This is a genomic window from Streptomyces sp. 147326 (genome assembly GCF_045000215.1).
Classification (GTDB): Bacteria; Actinomycetota; Actinomycetes; order Streptomycetales; family Streptomycetaceae; genus Streptomyces.
Genome location: NZ_CP134201.1, coordinates 5,480,819 through 5,501,810, shown reverse-complemented (window position 1 = coordinate 5,501,810; position 20,992 = coordinate 5,480,819). Strand labels below are relative to the sequence as shown.

The following is a 20,992-nucleotide window of genomic DNA, read 5'->3' as shown; positions in this document are numbered from 1 at the left end:
GCTCCCGCCCGGACCCTACGGCGCTCCGCGCCCGGGCCCCGATGACCGGTCTGCTCGGGCGCGGCGCCGCTGCTGGGGCTCCGCCCCAGACCCCGCTCCTCGAACGCCGGAGGGGCTGAAATGCTCCAGGCGGTCTACGGCTTGCGGGGGACGGACTGCTTGCTGTCCTGGGGAGGCGGGGCTTCGTCGCCCGAGAAGGCCAGCCAGCCGCCCAGGCCGACCGCCGCAGCCAGCGCAACGGCCGACACGGACAGCACCAGCCGCCGCTTGCGGGCGGCCTCCGCGCGGTGCCGGGCGGAGCCGGGCCGGTGGCCGCCGGCCGGACGCGGGACCCGCGCCGTGCCCAGCGCCCCGCCCGCCAGCTCGTCCGGCCCCGGCACCCGCATCGAGGTGTGGGTGTCCCGGTTGGAGTCCGTGGCGGACCCGGGGACGAGCGGGACGACGCCCCGGCGGCGGACCGGATCCGCGGCCGGCTCGTCCGAGGGCTCGGGGTCCGGATCCGCGTCGTCCGGTTCGTCCACGTCCAGCGGCGGCATCCCGGCCAGCAGGGGCAGGAGGTCCCGCAGCCGCACCGAGAGCTCCGACGCCCGCAGCCGCGAGGCCGGGGCCTTCGCCAGGCACTGCACGATCAGCTGCCACAGCTCGTCGGGGATCCCCGGCAGTGGGACGACCGTCTCCGTCACGTGCCGCCGCAGCACCGCGCCCGGGTGGCCGCCGCCGAAGGGGGTGAAGCCGGCCAGGAGCTCGTACAGGACGGTGGCCAGGGCGTATATGTCCACCGCCGCCCGCGGGGGCAGGCCCTCGACGATCTCCGGCGCCAGGTAGTCCGGCGTGCCGATGATCCGGGTGGTGGGGGCCGAGGCCCGGCCCGCGGAGGCCCGCCGCGGGGTGTCGATCAGCTTGGCCACGCCGAAGTCGGTCAGCAGCGCCGGATGCGAACCGCCCGGGCCGAGCGGGCCCTGCATGTCCAGCAGCACGTTCTCGGGTTTGACGTCGCGGTGGACGACCCCCGCCGCGTGCGCGGCGGCCAGCGCGTCGGCGACGTCCGCGACGATCGCGACGGCCGCCTCGGGGGCGAGCCGCCGTTCCCGGTCGAGCCGCGTGCGCAGGTCCGTACCGCGGACGAGGTCCATGACGAGGGCGAGGTCGTTGCCGTCCACGACGAGGTCACGGACGGAGACCACGTGCGGATGGTCCAGGCCGAGCAGCGCGCTGCGCTCCTGGACGAAGCGTCCGACCAGTTCCTGGTCGGACGCGAGGTCCTCGCGCAGCAGTTTGACGGCGACGGGCCCGTCAGGCCCCTCGCCCAGCCACACCGTGCCCGCGCTGCCGCGCCCAAGGATCTGGTGCGCGGTGTACCGGCTGCCGATCTTCCGTGCCACGACTGCTCCCTCAGCGGCTGGCGTACGCACCAAAGCTACGCGGCCGGGTGGGCGTTGGAGGCCAGCAGGGGCCCGGATTCGCGGCGACCTTCACTTCTGCGGGCGAAATCACCCCTCAGAAGTCGACAAATCCACGAAGTCAGCGCTACGGGCCTCGTTTCAGGACTTGGTGGAGCCCGAGGAAGCGGAGCCCGCGGAGTCGCCGACCGTGCTCACCCAGTCGGCGATGTCGCTGCCCCAGGTCCACAGCTGGTCCCACCAGCCGCGGCCGGTGCCGACCCACTCCTGGAGCGGGGTCAGCTCCCAGACCAGCCAGCCCGCCACGAAGAACAGCAGGATGACGACCAGGCAGCCCTTGAGGCAGCCGAGGCCGGGGATCCGCACCGGGTTGGCGCTGCGGCGGCGCGGCTCGCGGGGCTCCCGGGGGGCCGGCTGCCGGGGCGGCGGGCTCTGCGGGGGCTGCTGCTGCGGCGGCGGCTGCGGCTGCGGCTGCGGCTGGCGATACTGCGGCTGCTGCTGAGGCTGCTGGTACTGCTGAGGCTGACGCTGCTGCTGCGGCTGGTAGTGCTGCGGCGGCGGAGGCGGCGCGTACTGCTGCTGGGGCGGCTGCTGCGGCTGGCGGTACTGGGGCTGCTGCGGCTGCTGGTACTGCTGCTGCGGCGGCGGGCCCTGCCGGTACGGCTGCTGGGGCTGGGGCTGCTGTTGCTGCGGCCGGTGCTGCGGCGGCGGGGGCGCCTGCCGCTGCGGGCGGCGGCGCAGGGGGTCCTCGTTCGGGTCCAGGTACTGGACCTGCGTCTGCTCGTTGCGGTCGCGGGCGGCCTGCATCTGCGACTGCCACGGGTGCGGCTGGTCCGGCCGCTGTACGGGGGGCATCACCGAGGTCGGGTCGGCCCCGGGGGCCCCGGTGCTCGGCAGCACCGAGGTGGCGTCGGCCGCGCCGACCGGCGGCATGACGCTGGTCATGGCGTTCGGGTCGTAGGCCCCGGCGGGCGAACCGGCGCCGGCGGGCAGCGCCTGGGTGGGATCGGCGGCGCCCGGGGTCGCGGGGACCGGCGCCGGCGAGGGGTCGGGGGCGAGCAGCGCGCCCACCCCGAGCGCGGCCTCCACCTCGGCGGCCGAGGAGTGCACGCCGATGCCGGCGGCGACCACGCGCAGCGCGCGGGCCAGGCTGACGGCGCTGGGCCGCTCGTTCGGCTCCTTGCGCAGGCAGCGCTCGACGACCGTCCACAGCGGCTCGGGCACGGTCGGGGGGCGCTGCGGGTCCTCGCTGAGGTGGCGGTGGAGCACTTCGAGCGCCGTGCCGCCGGCGAACGGCGGCCGGCCGGTGAGCAGCTCGTAGAGGAGGATGCCGGCGCCGTAGATGTCGACGGCGGAGGTCTGCGGGCGGCCCTCGGCGGACTCGGGCGCGACGTAGGCCGGGGTGCCGACGAACTCGTGGGTGCGGGTCAGGCCCGGGGAGTCCGCGAGGCGGGCGATGCCGAAGTCGGTGAGCATCGGCTTCATCTGGCCGCCGCGCTCGTCGAGCAGGACGTTGGCGGGCTTCAGGTCGCGGTGGACCACGCCGTCGGCGTGGCTGGCGGCGAGTGCGTCCGCGATCTGCGCGGTCAGCAGGCTCGCGGCGACCGGCGTGAAGGGGCCGTTCTCGCGGAGGTACTTGTACAGGTCCGGACCGTCGATCAGGTCCATGACCAGGGCGAGCAGATCGCCCTCGACGACGAGGTCGCGCGTGCGCACGATGTTGGGGTGGGTCAGGCGCAGCAGGACCGAGCGCTCGCGCAGGAAGCGCATGACGATGTCGGGGTCCTGGGCCAGCTCCTCCTTGAGGACCTTGATGGCCACGGTCTCGCCGGGCTGTCCGGCGACGGCCGCCTCCGCGCCGGCGGCCTCCCTCTGGCGGGCACGCCAGACAGTGCCCGTGGCGCCGCGCCCGAGCGGCTCCTCGAGCAGGTATTTGCTGCCGACTGGCCGCACGTCTCGCGCTCCCCTGCTGTCGTCTGTTCGTGGTCGAGTCGTGGTCGAGTTGTCGTCGATCCGCTGATTGGTTTTCCGGCCCACTCTAGGGGGTGTCCCCGTGGAAGACGCCGGTCGCCGGAGGTTGGTTGCCGCACATATGTGCGGAGGGTGATGTTTGCGGGGTATGCCCGTGGCGTTTTTCCCTGTCTTTCCCCCGCTCGCTGTCCGTATGCGGTCGAGGTCCGCGGCGGGCCGCGACCGATCAAGATCATTTGTTGGCGGGTGCCGGGCGTGTTGTCCGCGACAGGTGCGAGGATGCACACGTACGGAACGGCACGGGACGGGAGCCCCGCCTTCCGGCAGACCTGACCGGACGACGCGTCCGTGCCGGGTGGGGGGCGATCGGGCAGCCATGTCCCGTACTTCCCCTGCCGGGCGCATACACCGCGCACCGCGCAGAAGGGACCGCTGACGGCGATGCAGATCCGGCTGACCGTCCTTGGGTCGCGCAGCGGCCACCAGACCGCGACCGCCCCCGCGAGCCGTGACGTGCTCGTCACGGCACCGGCCGGCACCGCGCTGGCCGCGGTCGCCTCCGGGCTCGCGGCGACCGTCGGCGGGCCCGACACCGGGGGCACGGTCGTGCTCTACGCCGGTTCCGAGCGCCTCGACCTCCAGCGGCGGGTGCTGGGCGAGCCGCCGCTCGTGGACGGCGCGGTACTGGCGCTGCACGGGCCCGTGCCGGACGTGCTGCCCGAGGACGGCCTCGGCGCGCCCCAGCTGCACGTCGTCGCCGGACCCGACGCGGGCGGCGTGCACCTGCTGCACAGCGGCCAGATCCGGGTGGGCCGCTCCGCCGACGCCGACGTCCCGCTGGACGACCCCGACGTGTCCCGGCTGCACTGCGCGGTCACGGTGATCCGCGACGGGCGGGTCGCGGTGGCCGACCTGGACTCGACGAACGGCACCACCCTCGACGGCTCCCCCGTGGGAGCCCAGCCGGTCGCCCTGCCGCCGGGGGCGCTGCTGCGGGTCGGCGAGACCACGCTGCGGCTCGCGCCCGCGGGCGCGACGCCCCCGCTGCCGGTGACCCCGGACCAGGAGGGCCACCTCTCCGTGCCGCCCCCGGCGGGCGCCGCCGGCTGGTCGGGCGCCGCCGGCGCGCCCGCCACCGCGGCCGCGGCGCCGCACCCCGGGACCCCGGGGCCGACGGGCACCGCCGCCCCGGCGCCCGACGGCTCCGCCGGAGCCGGACGGGTCACCGGGCCTGCCGGGTGGGCCGGTTCCGAAGGGACGCCGGGCGCCCCGGGCGGAGCCGGCTCGCCGGGCTCCGACGCGTCCGGGGCCGACGCGTCCGGGGCCGACGTGTCCGGGGCCGACGCCTCCCCGGGGCCGCGCCCCGGAACCCCGGCCGGACCGCCGGACGCCTACGGCGCCGCCGGATGGTCAGGTCCCGGCGCAACGTCCGGCGGCGGATCCGCCGGCCGCCGCAAGGGGCTCGGGGCCTGGGCCCGCAAGTGGGTGCGCGGCGAGGACCTCTCCGAGGCGGCACCGGAGGCGGCACCCGCCGCCGCTCCCGACCCCGACGACCCGGCCGCACTGCTGCTGGCCGCCATGGGACCCACCGAGCGCCTGTGGTCCCGTACGCCCGGGCAGCCCGGCCACGCCAGACTGCTGGAGGTGGGGCTCGGCGCCGGGAGCCGGGTGTCGCTGCCCGCCGTCGGCGCCCTCGGCATCGCCGGCCCGCGGGCCCGGCTGACCGGGGCCGCCCGCTGGGCCGTCGCCCAACTGGCGGGACTGCACGCGCCGGGGCAGCTGGAGATCGTGCTCGTCTCCACCGACCGGACGCGCGGCCTCGCCGAGCGGCGGCGCGACTGGGGCTGGCTCGGCTGGCTGCCCCACGTACGGCCCGCCCACGGCCAGGACTGCCGGCTCCTCCTCGCGTACGACCGCGACCAGGCCGCCGCCCGCGCCGGTGAGCTGACCCGGCGCCTGGACGACGGCCCGCTGGGCACGCACTGGGCCGCCGCCGATCCCGAGCGGGTCCGGCAGGCCGCCGACGCCTACGCGGGCCCGTACACGCTCGTCGTCGTCGACGGCGATCCCGGGGCGGGCGCGCTGCGCGACATCACCGGGCGGCTCGCCTCGCACGGCCCGGCCGCCGGGATCCACGTGCTCGCACTCGCCGAGGCCCCCGCCGCCACCGCCGCCTCGCCGGTCGCCGACACGTACGAGGCCGCGTGCGCGAGCAACCCCGCCTTCCGGGACTGCGGCGCGGTCGCCCTGCTCAGCGGGGACGTGGCCACCGCCGTGCGGACCTTCGCGGTCAGCGGCGGCCGGCCGGTCCCGTCCGGAAGCACCGCCACCGCCGACGCCGTCTCCGCCGCCTGGGCCGAGCGCTTCGCCCGGGCGCTGGCACCCCTGCGCACCACCGACGGCTGCTCCGCCGCCCCGTACCGGCCGTCCGCGGCCACCCTGCCCGCGACCGCCCGGCTGCTGGACGAGCTGGGGCTGGCCCGGGCCACCCCGGCCTCCCTGATGGCCCGCTGGGCCGCCGCCACCGACCAGGGGCAGGGCACGGGCGGCCTCGCCGAGATCGTGCTGGGCAGCGGCCGGCGCGGCCCCGTCGGCACCGAGCTGGTCCACGACGGCCCGCACCTGCTCATCGAGGGGCCCGCCGGGAGCGGGCGGACGGAGCTGCTGCGTTCGGTGGCCGCGTCGCTGTCCGCGGCCGCCCGGCCCGACCGGCTCGGGCTGGTCCTCCTCGACGGGGCCGGCGGCGAGCGCGGTGACGGGCTGCTGCCCTGCACCGAACTCCCGCACGTCGCCGCCCACCTGGTCGCCTCCGATCCGGTGCGCATGCGGGAGTTCGCGCAGGCGCTGGGCGCGGAGCTCAAGCGCCGCGCCGAGCTGCTGGAGGGGATGCCGTTCGCCGAGTGGCACGCCCAGCGCGAGGTCTCCGACCGGCTGGTCTCGCCCCGCCCGCCCACCCCGGGCGAGCTGCGCGGCGACCTCGACCCGCAGCGCACGGGGACGCTCCGGCTCCGTGCTTCGACGACCCGCACGGACCCGGCCGGCCCGAGCCCGCTGCCCCGCCTGGTGGTACTGGTGGACGACCTCGACGCGCTGGTCGCGCCGGGCCTCGGCAGTACGGGCCGGCCCGCCGCCGGCTCGGTGGTGCGGGCGCTGGAGGCGGTGGCCCGCGAGGGCGCCCGGCTCGGCGTGCACCTGGTGGCCACCACCGCCCGCCCGGACCGAACGGCCGAGACGGGGCTGGCCCGGCTGACCACCCTGCGCGTGGAGCTCGACGCCCCTGACCAGCCGGGCCCCGGCCGCGGCCTGCTCCGGCACGCGGACGGCCGCACGATCCCGTTCCAGGCCGGCCGGGTCACCGGCCGGATCCCGCGGACGGCGACCCTGAGGCCGACCGTGGTCCCGGTGGAGTGGGAGCGGATGGGTGATCCGCCGGCCCGCCGTCCGGTGCGCGAGCTGGGCAACGGGCCGACCGACCTCGCACTGCTGGCCAGCGCCCTGGACCGGGCCTCGCACCTGGTCTCGGCGATACCCGTGCTGTTCCCGCCGGGCCCCTGAGGCCGAACCGCACCCCCGCGAGGCGGTATTGCGGGGGCGCGCGGGTCGGCGTAGACCTTGTGGTCCGGGACACACCACGGGCATCGGGGGCAGAACCATGCGCAGGCACGGAACGAGCCGTACGACACTCACCTGGACGGCGCTCGCCGCGGCGGGCGCGCTCGCGCTCAGCGCGTGCGGCGGTGACACGGACGCGAAGACGGACCCGCCGAAGGCGGCGGGTCCGACCGGGCCCCAGGTGGAGTTACCGAAGCTCGACGGGGAGAAGCTCGAGGTCTCCGCCGTCTGGACGGGACCCGAGCAGGCGAACTTCACCAAGGTCCTGAAGGAGTTCGAGAAGCGGACGGGGGCCACCGTGACCTTCGTCCCGGCCCAGGACCCGATCGTCACCTTCCTCGGTACGAAGATCGCGGGCGGCGCCCCGCCGGACGTCGCGCTGCTCCCGCAGGTCGGGGCGCTGGTCTCGGCCGTGCAGAACAAGTGGGCGCAGCCGGTGGGCCCGGAGGCCCAGGCGCAGCTGGACAAGAACTACTCGGCGGGCTGGAAGTCGCTCGGCGCGGTCGGCGGCACCCAGTACGGCGTGTACTACAAGGCCGCCAACAAGTCGCTGATCTGGTACAACGCGAAGGCCTTCGAGGCGGCCGGGGTCAAGCCCCCGACGACCTGGAAGGAGCTGATCACGGCGGCGGACACGCTGTCCGCCTCCGGTACGCCGGCCGTCTCGGTGGCGGGCGCGGACGGCTGGACCCTCACCGACTGGTTCGAGAACGTCTACCTCTCCCAGGCGGGCCCGGAGAAGTACGACCAGCTGGCCAAGCACCAGATCAAGTGGACGGACGACAGCGTCAAGCAGGCGCTGACCACGCTCGGCGAACTGTTCGGGCGCAAGGACTTCCTGGCGGGCGGGCCGAGCGGGGCGCTGTCGACGGAGTTCCCGAAGTCGGTGACGCAGACCTTCACCGGAGGCGACCGGCCGGCGGCTGCGATGGTCTTCGAGGGCGACTTCGTGGCGGTGAACATCGCGCAGACCGAGGCGAAGGTGGGCGAGGACGCCCTCGTCTTCCCCTTCCCGGCGGTCGGCGGGAAGGCCCCGGTGGTCTCGGGCGGTGACGTGGCGGTCGCGCTGAAGCCGTCGAAGGGCGCGCAGGCGCTGCTGACCTTCCTGGCCTCGCCGGACGCGGCGGAGATCCAGGCCCGCGAGGGCGGTTTCATCTCCCCGAACAAGGCGGTGGACCCGGCGGCCTATCCGAACGACATCCAGCGGAACATCGCCAAGGCGCTGATCGCGGCGGGCGACGACTTCCGCTTCGACATGTCGGACCAGGCCCCGGCGGCCTTCGGCGGGACCCCGGGCGCGGGCGAGTGGAAGGCGCTCCAGGACTTCCTGGCGAACCCGTCGGACGTGGCGGGCGCGCAGGCGAAACTGGAGGCTGACGCGGCCAAGGCCTACGGAAACTAGGCCCGTGAAGGCCCCTGCCAAGGCCGCCCGCGGGCTGTCCGCGGAGGCCAGGCGCCGCCGTCTGGTCGCGGCGGCGTTCCTCCTGCCGGCCCTCGTGCTGCTCGGCGCGCTCGTCGTGCACCCGATCGGCTACTCGGTCTACCGCAGCTTCTTCGACCGCTCGGGCGGCGTGTTCGTCGGCGGCGACAACTACCGGGAGATCCTGAGCGACGACACCATCCGCACCGCGCTGGAGAACACGGCGCTGTGGGTGGTGCTCGCCCCGACCACGGCCACCGCCCTGGGCCTGATCTTCGCGGTGCTCACCGAACGGGTGTGCTGGGGCACCGCGTTCAAGCTGCTGGTGTTCATGCCGATGGCGATCTCGATGCTGGCGGCGGGCATCATCTTCCGGCTCGTCTACGACCACGATCCGGACCGGGGCGTCGCCAACGCGGTCTGGGTCGGGGTCCACGACACCTTCGCGGAGTCCTCGGCCTTCCCCAAGGCCCGCCCGGGCCGGGACTCGCCGCTCACCGACGCCGGCGGGGGCGCCTTCGTGACCCGCGACCCCGTCCGCGCGGGCACCCCGGTGCTGCTACCGCTGGTCGGCGTGGCCCCGGAGTCCCTGCCCGAGGGCACGCGGACCGCCAGGGCGGCGGATGCCGAGCCGGGGAAGGTCACCGGGACGGCCTGGCAGGACTTCACCCGCGGCGGGGGCGGCCGTACGAACGCGGTCGATCCGGCCGAGTCGGCCTTCGCCGGGATGCGGATCGAGGCGGTCAGGGACGGCCGGGTGGTCGACACGGCCACGGCCCGCGCCGACGGCACCTTCACCCTGTCCGCGAAGGCCGACGGGGCGCAGCTGCGGCTGCCCGCCGCGAACTTCCGGGAGGCGTACGCCGGGGTGCAGTGGCTCGGCCCGGCACTGGTCACCCCGGCGGTCATCGGGGCGTACGTATGGATGTGGGCAGGGTTCGCGATGGTGCTGATCGGGGCCGGGCTGGCCGCCGTACCGCGCGAGCTGCTGGAGGCGGCGCGGGTGGACGGGGCGAACGAGTGGCAGGTGTTCCGCCGGATCACCGTCCCGCTGCTGGCGCCGGTCCTGGCGGTCGTGCTCGTCACCCTCGTCATCAACGTAATGAAGATCTTCGACCTGGTCTTCGTGATCGCGCCGGGCGCGGTCCAGGACGACGCGAACGTGCTCGCGCTGCAGCTGTACCGCACCTCTTTCGGCACCGACGCCGATCCGGGCCTGGGCAGTGCCATCGCCGTGCTGCTGCTGGTGCTGGTGATCCCGGTGATGCTCGTGAACATACGCAGGCTCCGTAAGGAGGGTTCCCGATGAGCCGTTCCGACGCGGCGCCGGACCCGACGGGAGGCAACCCTCCGGCAGGCCCGCCCGCAGGTGCAGGCCCGGCAGACGCCGCACGCCCCTCCGCCGAGCACGCCGCAGGCGGCCCGGCCGGCGCCCGTGCACCTCGTGCCGATCGGGCCGCGGGCCGGCTGGCCGCGCGGGCCGCGCGGGCCGCGGGCGGGGCGCTCCGGGTGTTCCTGGTCCTGGCCGCGCTCTTCTGGCTGCTGCCCACCCTCGGACTGCTCATCTCCTCCTTCGTCTCCCCCACCGACCTCAACAAGGGCGGCTGGTGGCAGGTGCTGACGGCGCCCTCGCGGCTGACCGCCGGCAACTACGAGCGGCTGCTGGCCAACGACACCATCACCGGGTCCCTCCTGAACACGGTCGCGATCGCCGTGCCGGCCACCCTGCTCGTCCTGGTCCTGGGCGCGTTCGCCGGATACGCCTTCGCCTGGCTGGAGTTCCCCGGCCGGGACTGGCTCTTCCTGGTCGTCGTCGGGCTGCTCGTGGTCCCCGTACAGGTGGCGCTGATCCCGGTCTCCGAACTCTTCGGCTCCATCGGCCTGTTCGAGACCACGGCGGGAGTGGTCCTCTTCCACACCGCCTTCGGACTGCCCTTCGCCGTGTTCCTGCTGCGCAACTTCTTCGCGCAGATCCCGCGCGAGCTGCTGGAGGCGGCCCGCCTCGACGGGGCGGGTGAACTGCGGCTGTTCGCACGGGTGGTGCTGCCGCTCGGCGGGCCGGCGATCGCCTCGCTCGGCATCTTCCAGTTCCTGTGGGTGTGGAACGACATGCTCGTGGCGCTGGTCTTCGCGGACTCGGCGAACCCGCCGGTGACGGTCGCGCTCCAGCAGCAGGTACGGCAGTTCGGGAACAACATCGACGTGCTGGCGCCGGGCGCGTTCCTGTCGATGGTGGTCCCGCTCGTCGTCTTCTTCGCCTTCCAGCGGCAGTTCGTCACGGGGGTGATGGCCGGCGCGATCAAGTGAATGACGTGCGGCGTTGACGCTCCGTAACCTGATTGCCACACGCTGCGTAACCCGATCGCCACACCGGGGGTTCCTTGGCCATATGCCCGCGCCGACCCCTGGATGTGCCGTGCCCCGGTTCAGCGTCATCGTGCCCGCGTACAAGGTCCAGGCCTACCTCCAGGAGAGTCTGGACTCGGTCCTGACGCAGTCGTACCCGGATCTGGAACTGATCGCGGTCGACGACGCCTCGCCCGACGCCTGCGGTTCGATCATCGACGAGTACGCGGCCCGTGACCCCCGGGTCACCGCCGTGCACCTGGCGCACAACCTGGGCCTGGGACCGGCCCGCAACGCGGGCCTGGCCCGGGCCACCGGCGACTACCTGATCTTCCTCGACGGCGACGACACCCTCGCCCCCGGCGCCCTGCAGGCCGTCACCGACCGGCTGAAGGCCACCGGCTCCCCCGACGTCCTGGTCTACGACTACGCGCGCACCTTCTGGTCGGGCGAGCTGGTGCGCAACCGGCTCGCCCACCGGCTGTCCGAGGAGGGCCCGGCCAGCTTCCGGCTCGCCGACCGCCCGGCGCTGCTGGCCATGCTGATGGTGGTGTGGAACAAGGCGTACCGCCGCGAGTACGTGGAGCGCGAGGGGCTCGAATTCCCGCCCGGCTTCTACGAGGACACCCCCTGGACCTACCCGGCGCTGCTGGCCGCGGAGTCCGTCGCCGTCCTGGACCGGGTCTGCGTCCACTACCGCCAGCGGCGCACCGGCTCGATCCTGACCACCACGAGCCGCCGCCACCTCGACATCTTCGACCAGTACGACCGGGTCTTCGGCTACCTCGCCGGCCGCCCCGAGCTGGAGCGCTGGCGCCCCGCCGTGCACCGCCGGATGGCCGAGCACTTCTGCGCCCTGTACGCCGACCCGCGCCGCCTCCCGCGCGCCGGACGGGCCGAGTTCTTCAGCCGCGCCTCCGCCCTGCTGCGCCGCTACCGGGCCCCCGGCGGCAGGTCCGCGCTGCCGCTGTCCCTGTCGCGGACCGACCGGGTCCGCCACACCCTGATGCGGCTGGGCACCCGGCGCACCTACCGGCTGCTGTCGGCGCTGCGTTCGGCCGGGCTCGGACTGGGCCGCGCGGCCTCGGCCCTGGGGCGGGGCCTGCGCGAGACGGCCGTGCGCCTGCACTACCGGACCCAGCGCCTCCTCCCCCTGCGCCCGGAGCTGGCGGTCTTCTCCGCGTACTGGCACGGCGGCTACGCCTGCAACCCGGCGGCGATCGAGGCCACACTGCGCGAACTGGCGCCGCGGATGCGGACGGCGTGGATCTGCGACCCGGCGCACGCCTCGACCCTGCCCCGGGAGACGACGGCGCTGCGCCCGGGCTCGGCGGCGTACTGGACCGCCCTGGCGCGGGCCACGTACCTGGTCACGAACGTCAACTTCGACCGCGCCCTGGTCAAGCGGCCGGGCCAGATCCTGGTCCAGACCCAGCACGGGACCCCGCTCAAGCGCGTCGGCCTCGACCTCCAGGACCGCCCGGCGGCCACCCCGACGACGGACTTCGCGGGCCTGCTGCGCGGCGCCGACCAGTGGGACTACCTGCTCTCCTCGAACCGGCACTCCACCCTGGTCTGGGAGAAGGCGGTCCCGTCCTCCTACACGACCCTCGAATACGGCTACCCGCGCAACGACGTCTTCCACCGGGCGAGCCGCGCGGACGTACTGGAGCTGCGCGAACGCCTCGGCATCCCGGCGGGCTCGACGGCGGTCCTGTACGCACCCACCCACCGCGACTACCGGCGCAGCCGGCCCGAACACCTGGACTTCGAGCGGGTCCTGCGCGACCTGGGCCCGCGCTTCACCATCCTCGCCCGCACCCACCTCACGTACGCGGACACCGACCGCGCGTGGGAGCCGCACCCGCGGCTGCTGGACGTCTCCTCCCACCCCTCGGTGGAGGAACTCTGCCTCGCCTCGGACGCGCTCGTCACGGACTACTCGTCCCTGATGTTCGACTACGCGGCGCTGGACCGGCCGATCGTGATCCACGCGGACGACTGGGAGGCGTACGAGGCGGCCCGGGGCACCTACTTCGACCTGCGGTCGTGCCCGCCGGGCGCGATCGCCCGGACCCAGGACGAGCTGGTGGACATCTTCACCACGGGCCACTGGCAGGGCTCGCGCTCCGCGCAACTGCGGGCGGCGTTCCGCGCGCGGTTCTGCTCGTACGACGACGGCCACGCGGCGGAACGGGTGGTCCGGCGGGTCTTCCTGGGCCAGACGGCCCCGATCCCCGCGATCACCCCCCTGGAGGACCGCCACCCCGCCCCGGCCGCGACCCCGGCCCAGGAACCATCCCTGGCCCGCCTCTGGCCGTAGCCCCCCGCGCCGCCGCTGCTGGCCATTTCCCTCGGCCCGGTCGGCACCTCCAGCCCCGCCGGCGTTTGAGGCGCGGGGATTCGGGGGCGGAGCCCCCGCAGACGGCCCGCAGGGGTCAGGGGGCTCGCAGCCCCGCCACCACCGAGCGCGCGAGCTCGTCCAGATACCCGCCCGGGACGGAGTCCCGTACGACCACCTGCCTCCAGTACAGCGGCCCGATCGCCAGATCGAGCGCCCGATCCGGATCAACCCCCTCCGCCAGCTCGCCCCGCGCAACCGCCTCGCCCACGATCCCCGCGGCGAGCCGCCGCTGCCCCTCCAGCAGCGCCCCCCGCACCGCGTCCGCGATCTCCGGGTTCCGCGCCGCCTCCACCAGCAGGTCGGGGATCACCGCCGACGCCACCGGGTGCCTCAGCACGTGGGACATGACCTCCAGCAGCGCCCGTACGTCCCCGTACAGCGACCCCGTCGCCGGCACCGGCAGGCCGTCCGCCGCGAAGGCCCCCACCAGGTCCAGCACCAGGTGCAGCTTCGACTTCCACCGCCGGTACACCGCGGTCTTGCCGACGCCCGCCCGCCGCGCGATGCCCTCGATGGACATCCGCGAGAACCCGACCGCGGCCAGTTCCTCCAGTACCGCGCTGCGGATCGCCTCGGTCACGTCCTCGCGCAGGACGGCGGCGCCGGCGGGGGCTCTTCGGGCGGGGGCTGCGGCGGGGTCCTTGGTCATGCACAGAGCATAGCCGCGCCCCGTCACGACGATACGGTTGCGTTCCGACGCTGCGCACCCTAATCTCGCCGTAGCGACGATACGGACCCGTCCCATCGCCGGCCGACGCCCTGACCCCGTCGAAAGCGAACCCTGTGACCACCGCGACCGCATCCGAGACCGGCCCCGCGACCTCCGCGGAACTCGCCGACCTGGCCGCCGCCCACGGCCTCACCCTCAGCGGCGCCCGCCCCTCGCTCCCCCGCTACGTCGCGGAGCTCTGGGACCGCCGCCACTTCGTGGCCGCGTACGCCACGGCCCGCATGCAGGCCACGTACAGCACGGCCAAGCTCGGCCAGGTCTGGCACCTGGTGACCCCGCTGCTCAACGCGGCCGTCTACTACTTCGTCTTCGGCCTCGCGATGAAGGCCAGCAGCGGAGTGCCGGACTACCTGCCCTTCCTGATCACCGGCGTCTTCGTCTGGGACTTCATCGGCAGCTCCATCAACGCCGGCACCCGCGCCGTCCACAGCAACCTCGGCCTGGTCCGCGCCCTGCACTTCCCCCGCGCGAGCCTGCCCATCTCCACCGTCGTCCAGCTCTTCCAGCAGCTGCTCGTCACCATGGGCGCCCTCGTCGTCCTGCTGCTCGCCTTCGGCCAGACGCCCGGCCCGGCCTGGCTCCTGGCCGTCCCCACGCTCCTGCTGATGGCCGTCTTCGCCGCCGGCTGCGCCATGATCATGGCGCGCATCGGCAGCAAGAGCCCGGACGTCAGCCAGCTGATGCCGTTCGTCCTGCGCACCTGGATGTACTCCTCGGGCGTCATGTGGTCCATCGACCAGATCCACAAGACGGGCGACCTGCCGCACTGGGTGCTGACGATGCTCAAACTCAACCCCGCGGCCGTCTACATCGACCTGATGCGCTTCGCGCTGATCGACAGCTTCCAAGCGCATTCGCTCCCGCACCACGTGTGGCCGGTCGCCATCGGCTGGGCCCTGCTCGCCGGCGTCGGCGGCTTCGTCTACTTCTGGAAGGCAGAGGAGGAATACGGCCGTGGCTGACACCCGGGTCCGGACCCCCACCGTGATCGCGGACGGGGTCCACGTCATCTACAAGGTCCACGGCAGCGGAGGCCGCAAGGGCGGCGCCACCGCGGCCCTCAGCCGGATCTTCTCCCGCAAGCCGGCCCCCGGCGTCCGCGAGGTGCACGCCGTCAAGGGCGTCACCTTCACCGCGTACAAGGGCGAGGCCATCGGCCTCATCGGCTCCAACGGCTCGGGCAAGTCCACCCTGCTGGCCGCCATCGCCGGCCTCCAGCCGGTGGCCCGCGGCCGGATCTTCTCGCACGGCCAGCCGTCCCTGCTGGGCGTGAACGCCGCCCTGATGAACGACCTGACGGGCGAGCGCAACGTCGTGCTCGGCGGCCTCGCGATGGGCATGTCCAAGCAGCGGATCCAGGAGCGCTACCAGGGCATCGTCGACTTCTCCGGCATCAACGAGAAGGGCGACTTCATCTCCCTGCCCATGCGGACGTACTCCTCCGGCATGGGCGCCCGGCTGCGGTTCTCCATCGCCGCCGCCAAGGACCACGACGTACTCATGATCGACGAGGCCCTGGCCACCGGCGACGCCGCCTTCCAACGGCGCAGCCAGGCCCGCATCGAGCAGCTCCGCGAACAGGCCGGCACGGTCTTCCTCGTCAGCCACGGCATCAACACGGTCCGCGAGACCTGCGACCGCGCGATCTGGCTGGAGGCGGGCGTCCTGCGCATGGACGGCCCGGCCGCCGAAGTCTGCGACGCGTACGAGGCCTTCACCGCGGGCCGCTGACCAGCCCCGCCCCGGCCTTCCTGGGCTCCGCCCGGACCCGCGCCTCAAACGCCGGCGGGGCTGGAAAATCCAGCCCCCCGGCGTTTGAGGCGCGGGGGCTCGGGGGCAGCGCCCCCGCAACGGCGCCGCACCCGAGGACACCCACCACGAAACGGGCCGGGCCCGGGACCACAAGGTCCCGGGCCCGGCCCGTTCGGCAAACCAACCGATCAGCTGTGCACGCGCAGCAGCGACCGCATCGTCCGCATCGCCACCGACAGATTCGCCAGGTCGAAGTCGTCCGACCCCCGGATCTCGTCCAGCGTCGTCCGCGCCCGCCCGATGATCGCCGCGTTCTTCTCCTCCCACGCCTTGAAGCGCTCCTCGGGAGTCGAACTGCCGTTGCCCACCGACAGCACATCGGCGGTCAGCGCCGCATGCGCCGCGAACAGGTCCTCGCGGATCGACGCACGGGCCATCGACTGCCAGCGGTCGGCCCGCGGCAGCTCGATGATCCGGTCCATCAGCTGGGTGATGTCCAGGCGGTCGGCGAGGTCGTAGTAGACCTCGGCGACCTCCAGGCAGCCAACACCCGTGCGGTCCGCGATCGCGACGATGTCGAGCGTCGGGAAGGCGGAGGAGAACCCGGCCACCTTGGCGGCCAGTTCCTCCGGGACGCCCTCGCCCGTCAGCTCGTTGAGGATCGACCGGTACCACTCGAGGTCGGCGCCGCGCACCAGCTTCGGCAGCTCAGCCCAGACCTGGCCGACCCGCTCGGCGAAGAAGGCGATGGTCTCGGAGATCTGGAGCGGCTGCGGCCGGTTGTTCAGCAGCCAGCGGGTACCGCGCTCGACCAGGCGCCGCGAGTGCAGCCGCACCCGGGTCTGGACGTCGGCGGCGACCTTGTTGTCGAGCGCCTCCACCTCGTCCCACACCTCGGCCAGGCCGAAGATCTCGCGGGCCGCGAGCTGGGCCCGGACGATCTCCTCCGTGGAGGCCCCGGTCTCCTCGCGCAGGCGGTGCAGGAAGGTCGAACCGCCGGTGTTGACGGTGTCGTTGACCAGGATGGTGGTGATGATCTCGCGGCGCAGCGCGTGCGCGTCGATCTGCTCGGCGAACTTCTCGCCCAGGACGGCCGGGAAGTACGCGAAGAGCAGACGGCGCAGGTACGGGTCGTCCGGCAGCCCGGTGGCGATGAGCTCGTCCGCCACCGTGATCTTGGTGTAGGCGAAGAGCACGGCCAGCTCCGGCTGGGTCAGGCCCTTGCCGCTGCTCAGCAGTTCGCGGATCTGCCGGTCGGTGGGCAGGAACTCCAGCCCGCGGTCCAGCAGTCCGGCGTTCTCCAGGCGGCGCATGTAGCGCTGCTGGGCGTGGAGCAGGCTCGGGGCCTGGGCCGCGCCGTTGGCGAGCGCCGTGTTCTGCGCGTAGTTGTTGCGCAGGACCAGGTGACCCACCTCGTCGGTCATCTGGGCGAGCAGCTTGTTGCGCTGCTTGACGGTCATGTCCCCGTCCGCGACGACCGCGTTGAGCAGGATCTTGATGTTCACCTCGTGGTCGGAGGTGTCCACGCCCGCGCTGTTGTCGATGGCGTCGGTGTTGACCTTGCCGCCCTCGCCGCCGGCGCCGGTCCGGGCGAACTCGATGCGGCCGAGCTGGGTCAGGCCCAGGTTGCCGCCCTCGCCGATGACCTTGGCCCGCACGTGGGAGCCGTTGACGCGGATCGAGTCGTTGGCCTTGTCGCCGACGTCGGCGTGCGTCTCGGCCGTCGCCTTGACGTACGTACCGATGCCGCCGTTCCACAGCAGGTCCACGGGGGCCTGGAGGATGGCCTGCATCAGGTCGGCGGGGGTCATCTTGGTGACGCCCGCCTCGATGCCGAGGGCCTCGCGGACGTGCGCGTTGACCGGGATGGACTTCGCGCTGCGCGGGTGGATGCCGCCGCCCGGGGAGAGCAGCGAGCTGTCGTAGTCGGCCCACGAGGAACGCGGCAGCTCGAACAGGCGCCGGCGCTCCGCGTACGAGGTGGCCGCGTCCGGGGTCGGGTCGATGAAGATGTGCCGGTGGTCGAAGGCGGCGACCAGGCGGATGTGCTCGGAGAGCAGCATGCCGTTGCCGAAGACGTCACCGGACATGTCGCCGACGCCGACGACGGTGAAGTCCTGGGTCTGGGTGTCGTGGCCGAGCTCGCGGAAGTGCCGCTTGACGGACTCCCACGCGCCGCGGGCGGTGATGCCCATGCCCTTGTGGTCGTATCCGGCCGAGCCGCCCGAGGCGAAGGCGTCGCCGAGCCAGAAGCCGTAGGACTCCGCCACTCCGTTGGCGATGTCGGAGAAGGTCGCGGTGCCCTTGTCGGCGGCGACGACGAGGTAGGTGTCGTCCTCGTCGTGGCGGACCACGCCCTTCGGGGGCACGACCTCGCCGCCGACCATGTTGTCGGTGATGTCGAGCAGCGCCGAGATGAAGATCTTGTACGAGGCGATGCCCTCGGCGAGCCAGGCGTCGCGGTCCACCGACGGGTCCGGGAGGTTCTTGGCGACGAAGCCGCCCTTGGCACCGACCGGCACGATGACGGTGTTCTTGACCATCTGCGCCTTGACCAGACCGAGGATCTCCGTACGGAAGTCCTCGCGGCGGTCGGACCAGCGCAGGCCGCCTCGGGCGACCTTGCCGAAGCGCAGGTGGACGCCCTCGACGCGCGGGGAGTACACCCAGATCTCGAAGGCCGGGCGGGGCGCGGGGAGGTCGGGGATGGCCTGCGGGTCGAACTTCATCGACACGTAGGAGTGCTGCTCGCCCGTGCTGCTGGTCTGGAAGAAGTTGGTCCGCAGCGTCGCCTTGATGAGGGTGAGGAAGGCGCGCAGGATGCGGTCCTCGTCGAGCGAGGCGACCTGGTCCAGGGCCCCGTCCAGCTCCTCCAGCATGGCGTCGACGAGCTCGCTGCCGGCGGCCTGGCGGACGGGCGACATCCGGGCCTCGAAGAGCGAGACCAGCAGCCGGGTGGTGTGGACGTTGTTGCGGAGGGTGTCCTCCATGTAGTCCTGGCTGAAGGTGGAGCCGGCCTGGCGCAGGTACTTGGCGTACGCGCGCAGGACGACGGCCTGCCGCCAGGTGAGCCCGGCGCTCAGCACGAGGGAGTTGAAGTTGTCGTTCTCCGCGTCGCCCTGCCAGACCGCCGCGAAGGCGTCCTGGAAGCGCTCGCGGGCGTCGTCGCCGAGGTAGTTGGCCGCCGCGGCGTCACCGGTCCCGGTGGGCAGGGGCATCCGCAGGCCGAAGTCGTAGATCCACGCGCTGACCCGGTCCGAGCGGCGGAGCTCGTACGGGCGCTCGTCGGTGACCTCGACGCCGAGGCGCTGCAGCACCGGCAGGACCGCGGAGAGCGAGACCTGCTCGCCGGTGCGGAAGATCTTGAACCGGCGTTCGCCGGGGGCGGCGCCCACCGGCTCGTACAGCGAGAGCGCGAACTTCCGGTCGCTGGCGGCGAGCCGCTCCAGGTGGATCAGGTCGGCGACGGCGGCGCGCGGCGAGTGGTCGGCCTTGTAGCCCTCGGCGAAGGAGGTGCCGTAGCGGCGCAGCAGCTCCGCGGCGCGCTCCTCGCCGCACTCGGCGATCAGCGCTTCCTGGAAGCCGTCGGCCCAGGAGCGGGCGGCCTCGACGAGGCGGCTCTCGATGCGCTCGACGTCGCCGTCGGTCAGGCCGGGCAGCTCGGTGCCCTGCGGGACGCGGATGACGAAGTGGATGCGGGAGAGGATCGACTCGGTGTTCCAGGCGGTGAAGTCGACGCTGATGCCGCCGAGCTCCTCCTTCAGGATGTCCATCAGGCGCAGCCGGACGCCGGTGGTGAACCGGTCGCGCGGCAGGTAGACGAGGGCCGAGTAGTAGCGGCCGTACTCGTCCTGGCGCAGGTACAGCCGCAGCCGGCGGCGCTCCTGCAGGTACAGGACGGAGGTGACGATGGACTGCAGCTGGTCGACCGGGGTCTGGAACAGCTCATCGCGCGGGTAGGTCTCCAGGATCTGCGTCAGGTCGCGGCCGTCGTGGCTGGACGGCGAGAAGCCGGCCCGGTCCAGGACCTCGGCGACCTTGCGGCGGACGACCGGGACGCGGCGCACGGACTCGGTGTACGCGGCGGAGGAGAACAGGCCGAGGAAGCGGCGCTCGCCGACGACGTTGCCGTCGGCGTCGAACTTCTTGACGCCCACGTAGTCGAGGTACGAGGGGCGGTGCACGGTGGAGCGGCTGTTGGCCTTGGTCAGCACCAGCAGGCGGTGCTCGCGGGCCTTGGCGCGGGCGTCGGCCGGCAGCCGGTTGAAGGACGGCGAGACCGGGTGGCCGTCGTCCTTGCCGCTGTGGTGCGGGTCGGAGCGCAGGATGCCGAGGCCGGTGCCGGGCACGGCGGCCAGGGAGTCGCCGTCGACGAGGTTGTACTCGCGGTAGCCGAGGAAGGTGAAGTGGTCGTCGGCGAGCCAGCGCAGCAGCTCGCGGGCCTCTTCGAGCTCGTACTCGCGCAGGTCCGGGGCGGTGGGCTCCTCGGGCAGGCCTTCGGCGATGCGCAGCGCGGCGTCGCGCATCTTCTCCCAGTCCTCGACGGACTCGCGTACGTCGGACAGGACGCGCAGCAGGTCGGCGTTGATCTGCTTGAGGTCGGCGCGGTCGGTCTCACGGTCGATCTCGACGTGGATCCAGGACTCGACGAGGGAGTCGTGGGGGCGCGAGGTACGGGGGCCGTGGGCGTCGCAGTCGGGGCCGAGGATCTCGATCAGCTTGCCGGTGACGTCACGGCGGACGACGACCTGCGGGTGGATCACGACGTGGATGCCGCGGCCCTGGCGGGACAGCTCGTTCGTCACGGAGTCCACGAGGAAGGGCATGTCGTCGGTGACCACCTCGACGACGGAGTGGCTGGAGGTCCAGCCGTTCTCCTCGACCGTGGGGGTGTGCACGCGCACGCTCGCGGTGCCCTGCGGCCGGTTCTCGGCGAGCCGGTAGTGGGAGAGCGCGGCTCCGAACACGTCGACCGGGTCCCGGTCCGTGAGGTCCTCGGGCGCCGTGTGCAGGTAGTAGCGCTGGAGGTAGGAGAGCACCGCGTCCTGGTCTGGACGCTCTCCCTGCTCGGACCCAGTCGGAAGTAGCCCCCCGGCCGGGCTGTGCTCAGCTACCCGGGCCGCCCGTGCGAGCAGCTCGGCCTTTGCTTCGTCCAGCTTGGTCTGCATGTCCTCTGGCTCCTGTCGCGCGCCATTGCGTGACGTAGGTGAAGGAAGGAATGGCATAGCTCCGCGAGGCGGGGTGTCCGTCCGGGATCGACGCTATGCCGTCGAGAGAGCCGACCGGGAGGGAATGAGCCAAGATCGGCTGGAGGTCCCGGTGGCGGGGATCAGCGAAGGCCCGGGCACGGTCGTGCG

11 protein-coding genes are annotated in these 20,992 nt (G+C 73.4%); 7 read left to right on the top strand and 4 right to left on the bottom strand.

Annotated features, from left to right (window positions below):
- Positions 1-134 precede the first annotated feature (134 nt).
- A complete protein-coding gene (locus RIU97_RS25140) occupies positions 135-1,382 on the bottom strand; it encodes a serine/threonine-protein kinase (RefSeq protein ID WP_404959838.1) in 1,248 nt (415 codons plus the stop codon).
- A gap of 159 nt (positions 1,383-1,541) precedes the next feature.
- Complete coding sequence (locus RIU97_RS25135) at positions 1,542-3,353, bottom strand: protein kinase domain-containing protein (RefSeq protein ID WP_404959836.1); 1,812 nt, start codon at positions 3,351-3,353, stop codon at positions 1,542-1,544.
- A 459-nt stretch (positions 3,354-3,812) separates the two neighbouring features.
- Here RIU97_RS25135 and RIU97_RS25130 point away from each other — a divergent pair, with 459 nt between their 5' ends.
- The 5 genes from RIU97_RS25130 to RIU97_RS25110 all read left to right on the top strand — a co-directional run bounded on the left by RIU97_RS25130 (position 3,813) and on the right by RIU97_RS25110 (position 13,072).
- A complete protein-coding gene (locus RIU97_RS25130) occupies positions 3,813-6,926 on the top strand; it encodes an FHA domain-containing protein (protein WP_404959835.1) in 3,114 nt (1,037 codons plus the stop codon).
- A gap of 97 nt (positions 6,927-7,023) precedes the next feature.
- Positions 7,024-8,385, top strand: coding sequence for an ABC transporter substrate-binding protein (locus tag RIU97_RS25125; RefSeq protein ID WP_404959834.1), 1,362 nt, complete (start codon positions 7,024-7,026; stop codon positions 8,383-8,385).
- Positions 8,386-8,389: 4 nt separating this feature from the next.
- Positions 8,390-9,712, top strand: coding sequence for a carbohydrate ABC transporter permease (locus RIU97_RS25120; protein WP_404959832.1), 1,323 nt, complete (start codon positions 8,390-8,392; stop codon positions 9,710-9,712).
- Entirely contained in the window at positions 9,709-10,710 is a 1,002-nt protein-coding gene (locus RIU97_RS25115; protein WP_404959830.1) for a carbohydrate ABC transporter permease, read from the top strand. Before RIU97_RS25120 ends, RIU97_RS25115 begins: the two co-directional genes overlap by 4 nt.
- Before the next feature lie 109 nt (positions 10,711-10,819).
- The gene (locus tag RIU97_RS25110; RefSeq protein WP_404959829.1) at positions 10,820-13,072 is read left to right on the top strand and encodes a CDP-glycerol glycerophosphotransferase family protein; all 2,253 of its coding nucleotides are present in this window, start codon (positions 10,820-10,822) and stop codon (positions 13,070-13,072) included.
- A 115-nt stretch (positions 13,073-13,187) separates the two neighbouring features.
- Here the strand turns inward: RIU97_RS25110 and RIU97_RS25105 are convergent, their stop codons facing one another.
- Positions 13,188-13,802, bottom strand: coding sequence for a TetR/AcrR family transcriptional regulator (locus RIU97_RS25105; protein WP_404959828.1), 615 nt, complete (start codon positions 13,800-13,802; stop codon positions 13,188-13,190).
- Between the two features lie 134 nt (positions 13,803-13,936).
- Between RIU97_RS25105 and RIU97_RS25100 the strand changes: the two genes are divergently transcribed.
- Both RIU97_RS25100 and RIU97_RS25095 read left to right on the top strand, forming a co-directional pair.
- Positions 13,937-14,845 carry an ABC transporter permease gene (locus tag RIU97_RS25100; RefSeq protein WP_404959826.1) on the top strand — a complete coding sequence of 303 codons (909 nt, stop codon included), beginning with the start codon at positions 13,937-13,939 and terminating at the stop codon, positions 14,843-14,845.
- Complete coding sequence (locus RIU97_RS25095; RefSeq protein ID WP_404959825.1) at positions 14,838-15,614, top strand: ABC transporter ATP-binding protein; 777 nt, start codon at positions 14,838-14,840, stop codon at positions 15,612-15,614. The genes RIU97_RS25100 and RIU97_RS25095 overlap by 8 nt, the downstream gene beginning before the upstream one ends.
- Before the next feature lie 209 nt (positions 15,615-15,823).
- Here RIU97_RS25095 and RIU97_RS25090 read toward each other — a convergent pair whose 3' ends face one another.
- The gene (locus RIU97_RS25090; RefSeq protein WP_404959824.1) at positions 15,824-20,803 is read right to left on the bottom strand and encodes an NAD-glutamate dehydrogenase; all 4,980 of its coding nucleotides are present in this window, start codon (positions 20,801-20,803) and stop codon (positions 15,824-15,826) included.
- Between the last annotated feature and the right edge of the window lie 189 nt (positions 20,804-20,992).

Excerpts from the sequence above, each read along its gene's own strand:
- RIU97_RS25125 (WP_404959834.1), top strand. The coding sequence starts at position 7,024 with ATGCGCAGGCACGGAACGAGCCGTACGACACTCACCTGGACGGCGCTC.
- RIU97_RS25130 (WP_404959835.1), top strand. The coding sequence starts at position 3,813 with ATGCAGATCCGGCTGACCGTCCTTGGGTCGCGCAGCGGCCACCAGACC.
- RIU97_RS25105 (WP_404959828.1), bottom strand. The coding sequence starts at position 13,802 with ATGACCAAGGACCCCGCCGCAGCCCCCGCCCGAAGAGCCCCCGCCGGC.
- RIU97_RS25115 (WP_404959830.1), top strand. The coding sequence starts at position 9,709 with ATGAGCCGTTCCGACGCGGCGCCGGACCCGACGGGAGGCAACCCTCCG.
- RIU97_RS25090 (WP_404959824.1), bottom strand. The coding sequence starts at position 20,803 with ATGCAGACCAAGCTGGACGAAGCAAAGGCCGAGCTGCTCGCACGGGCG.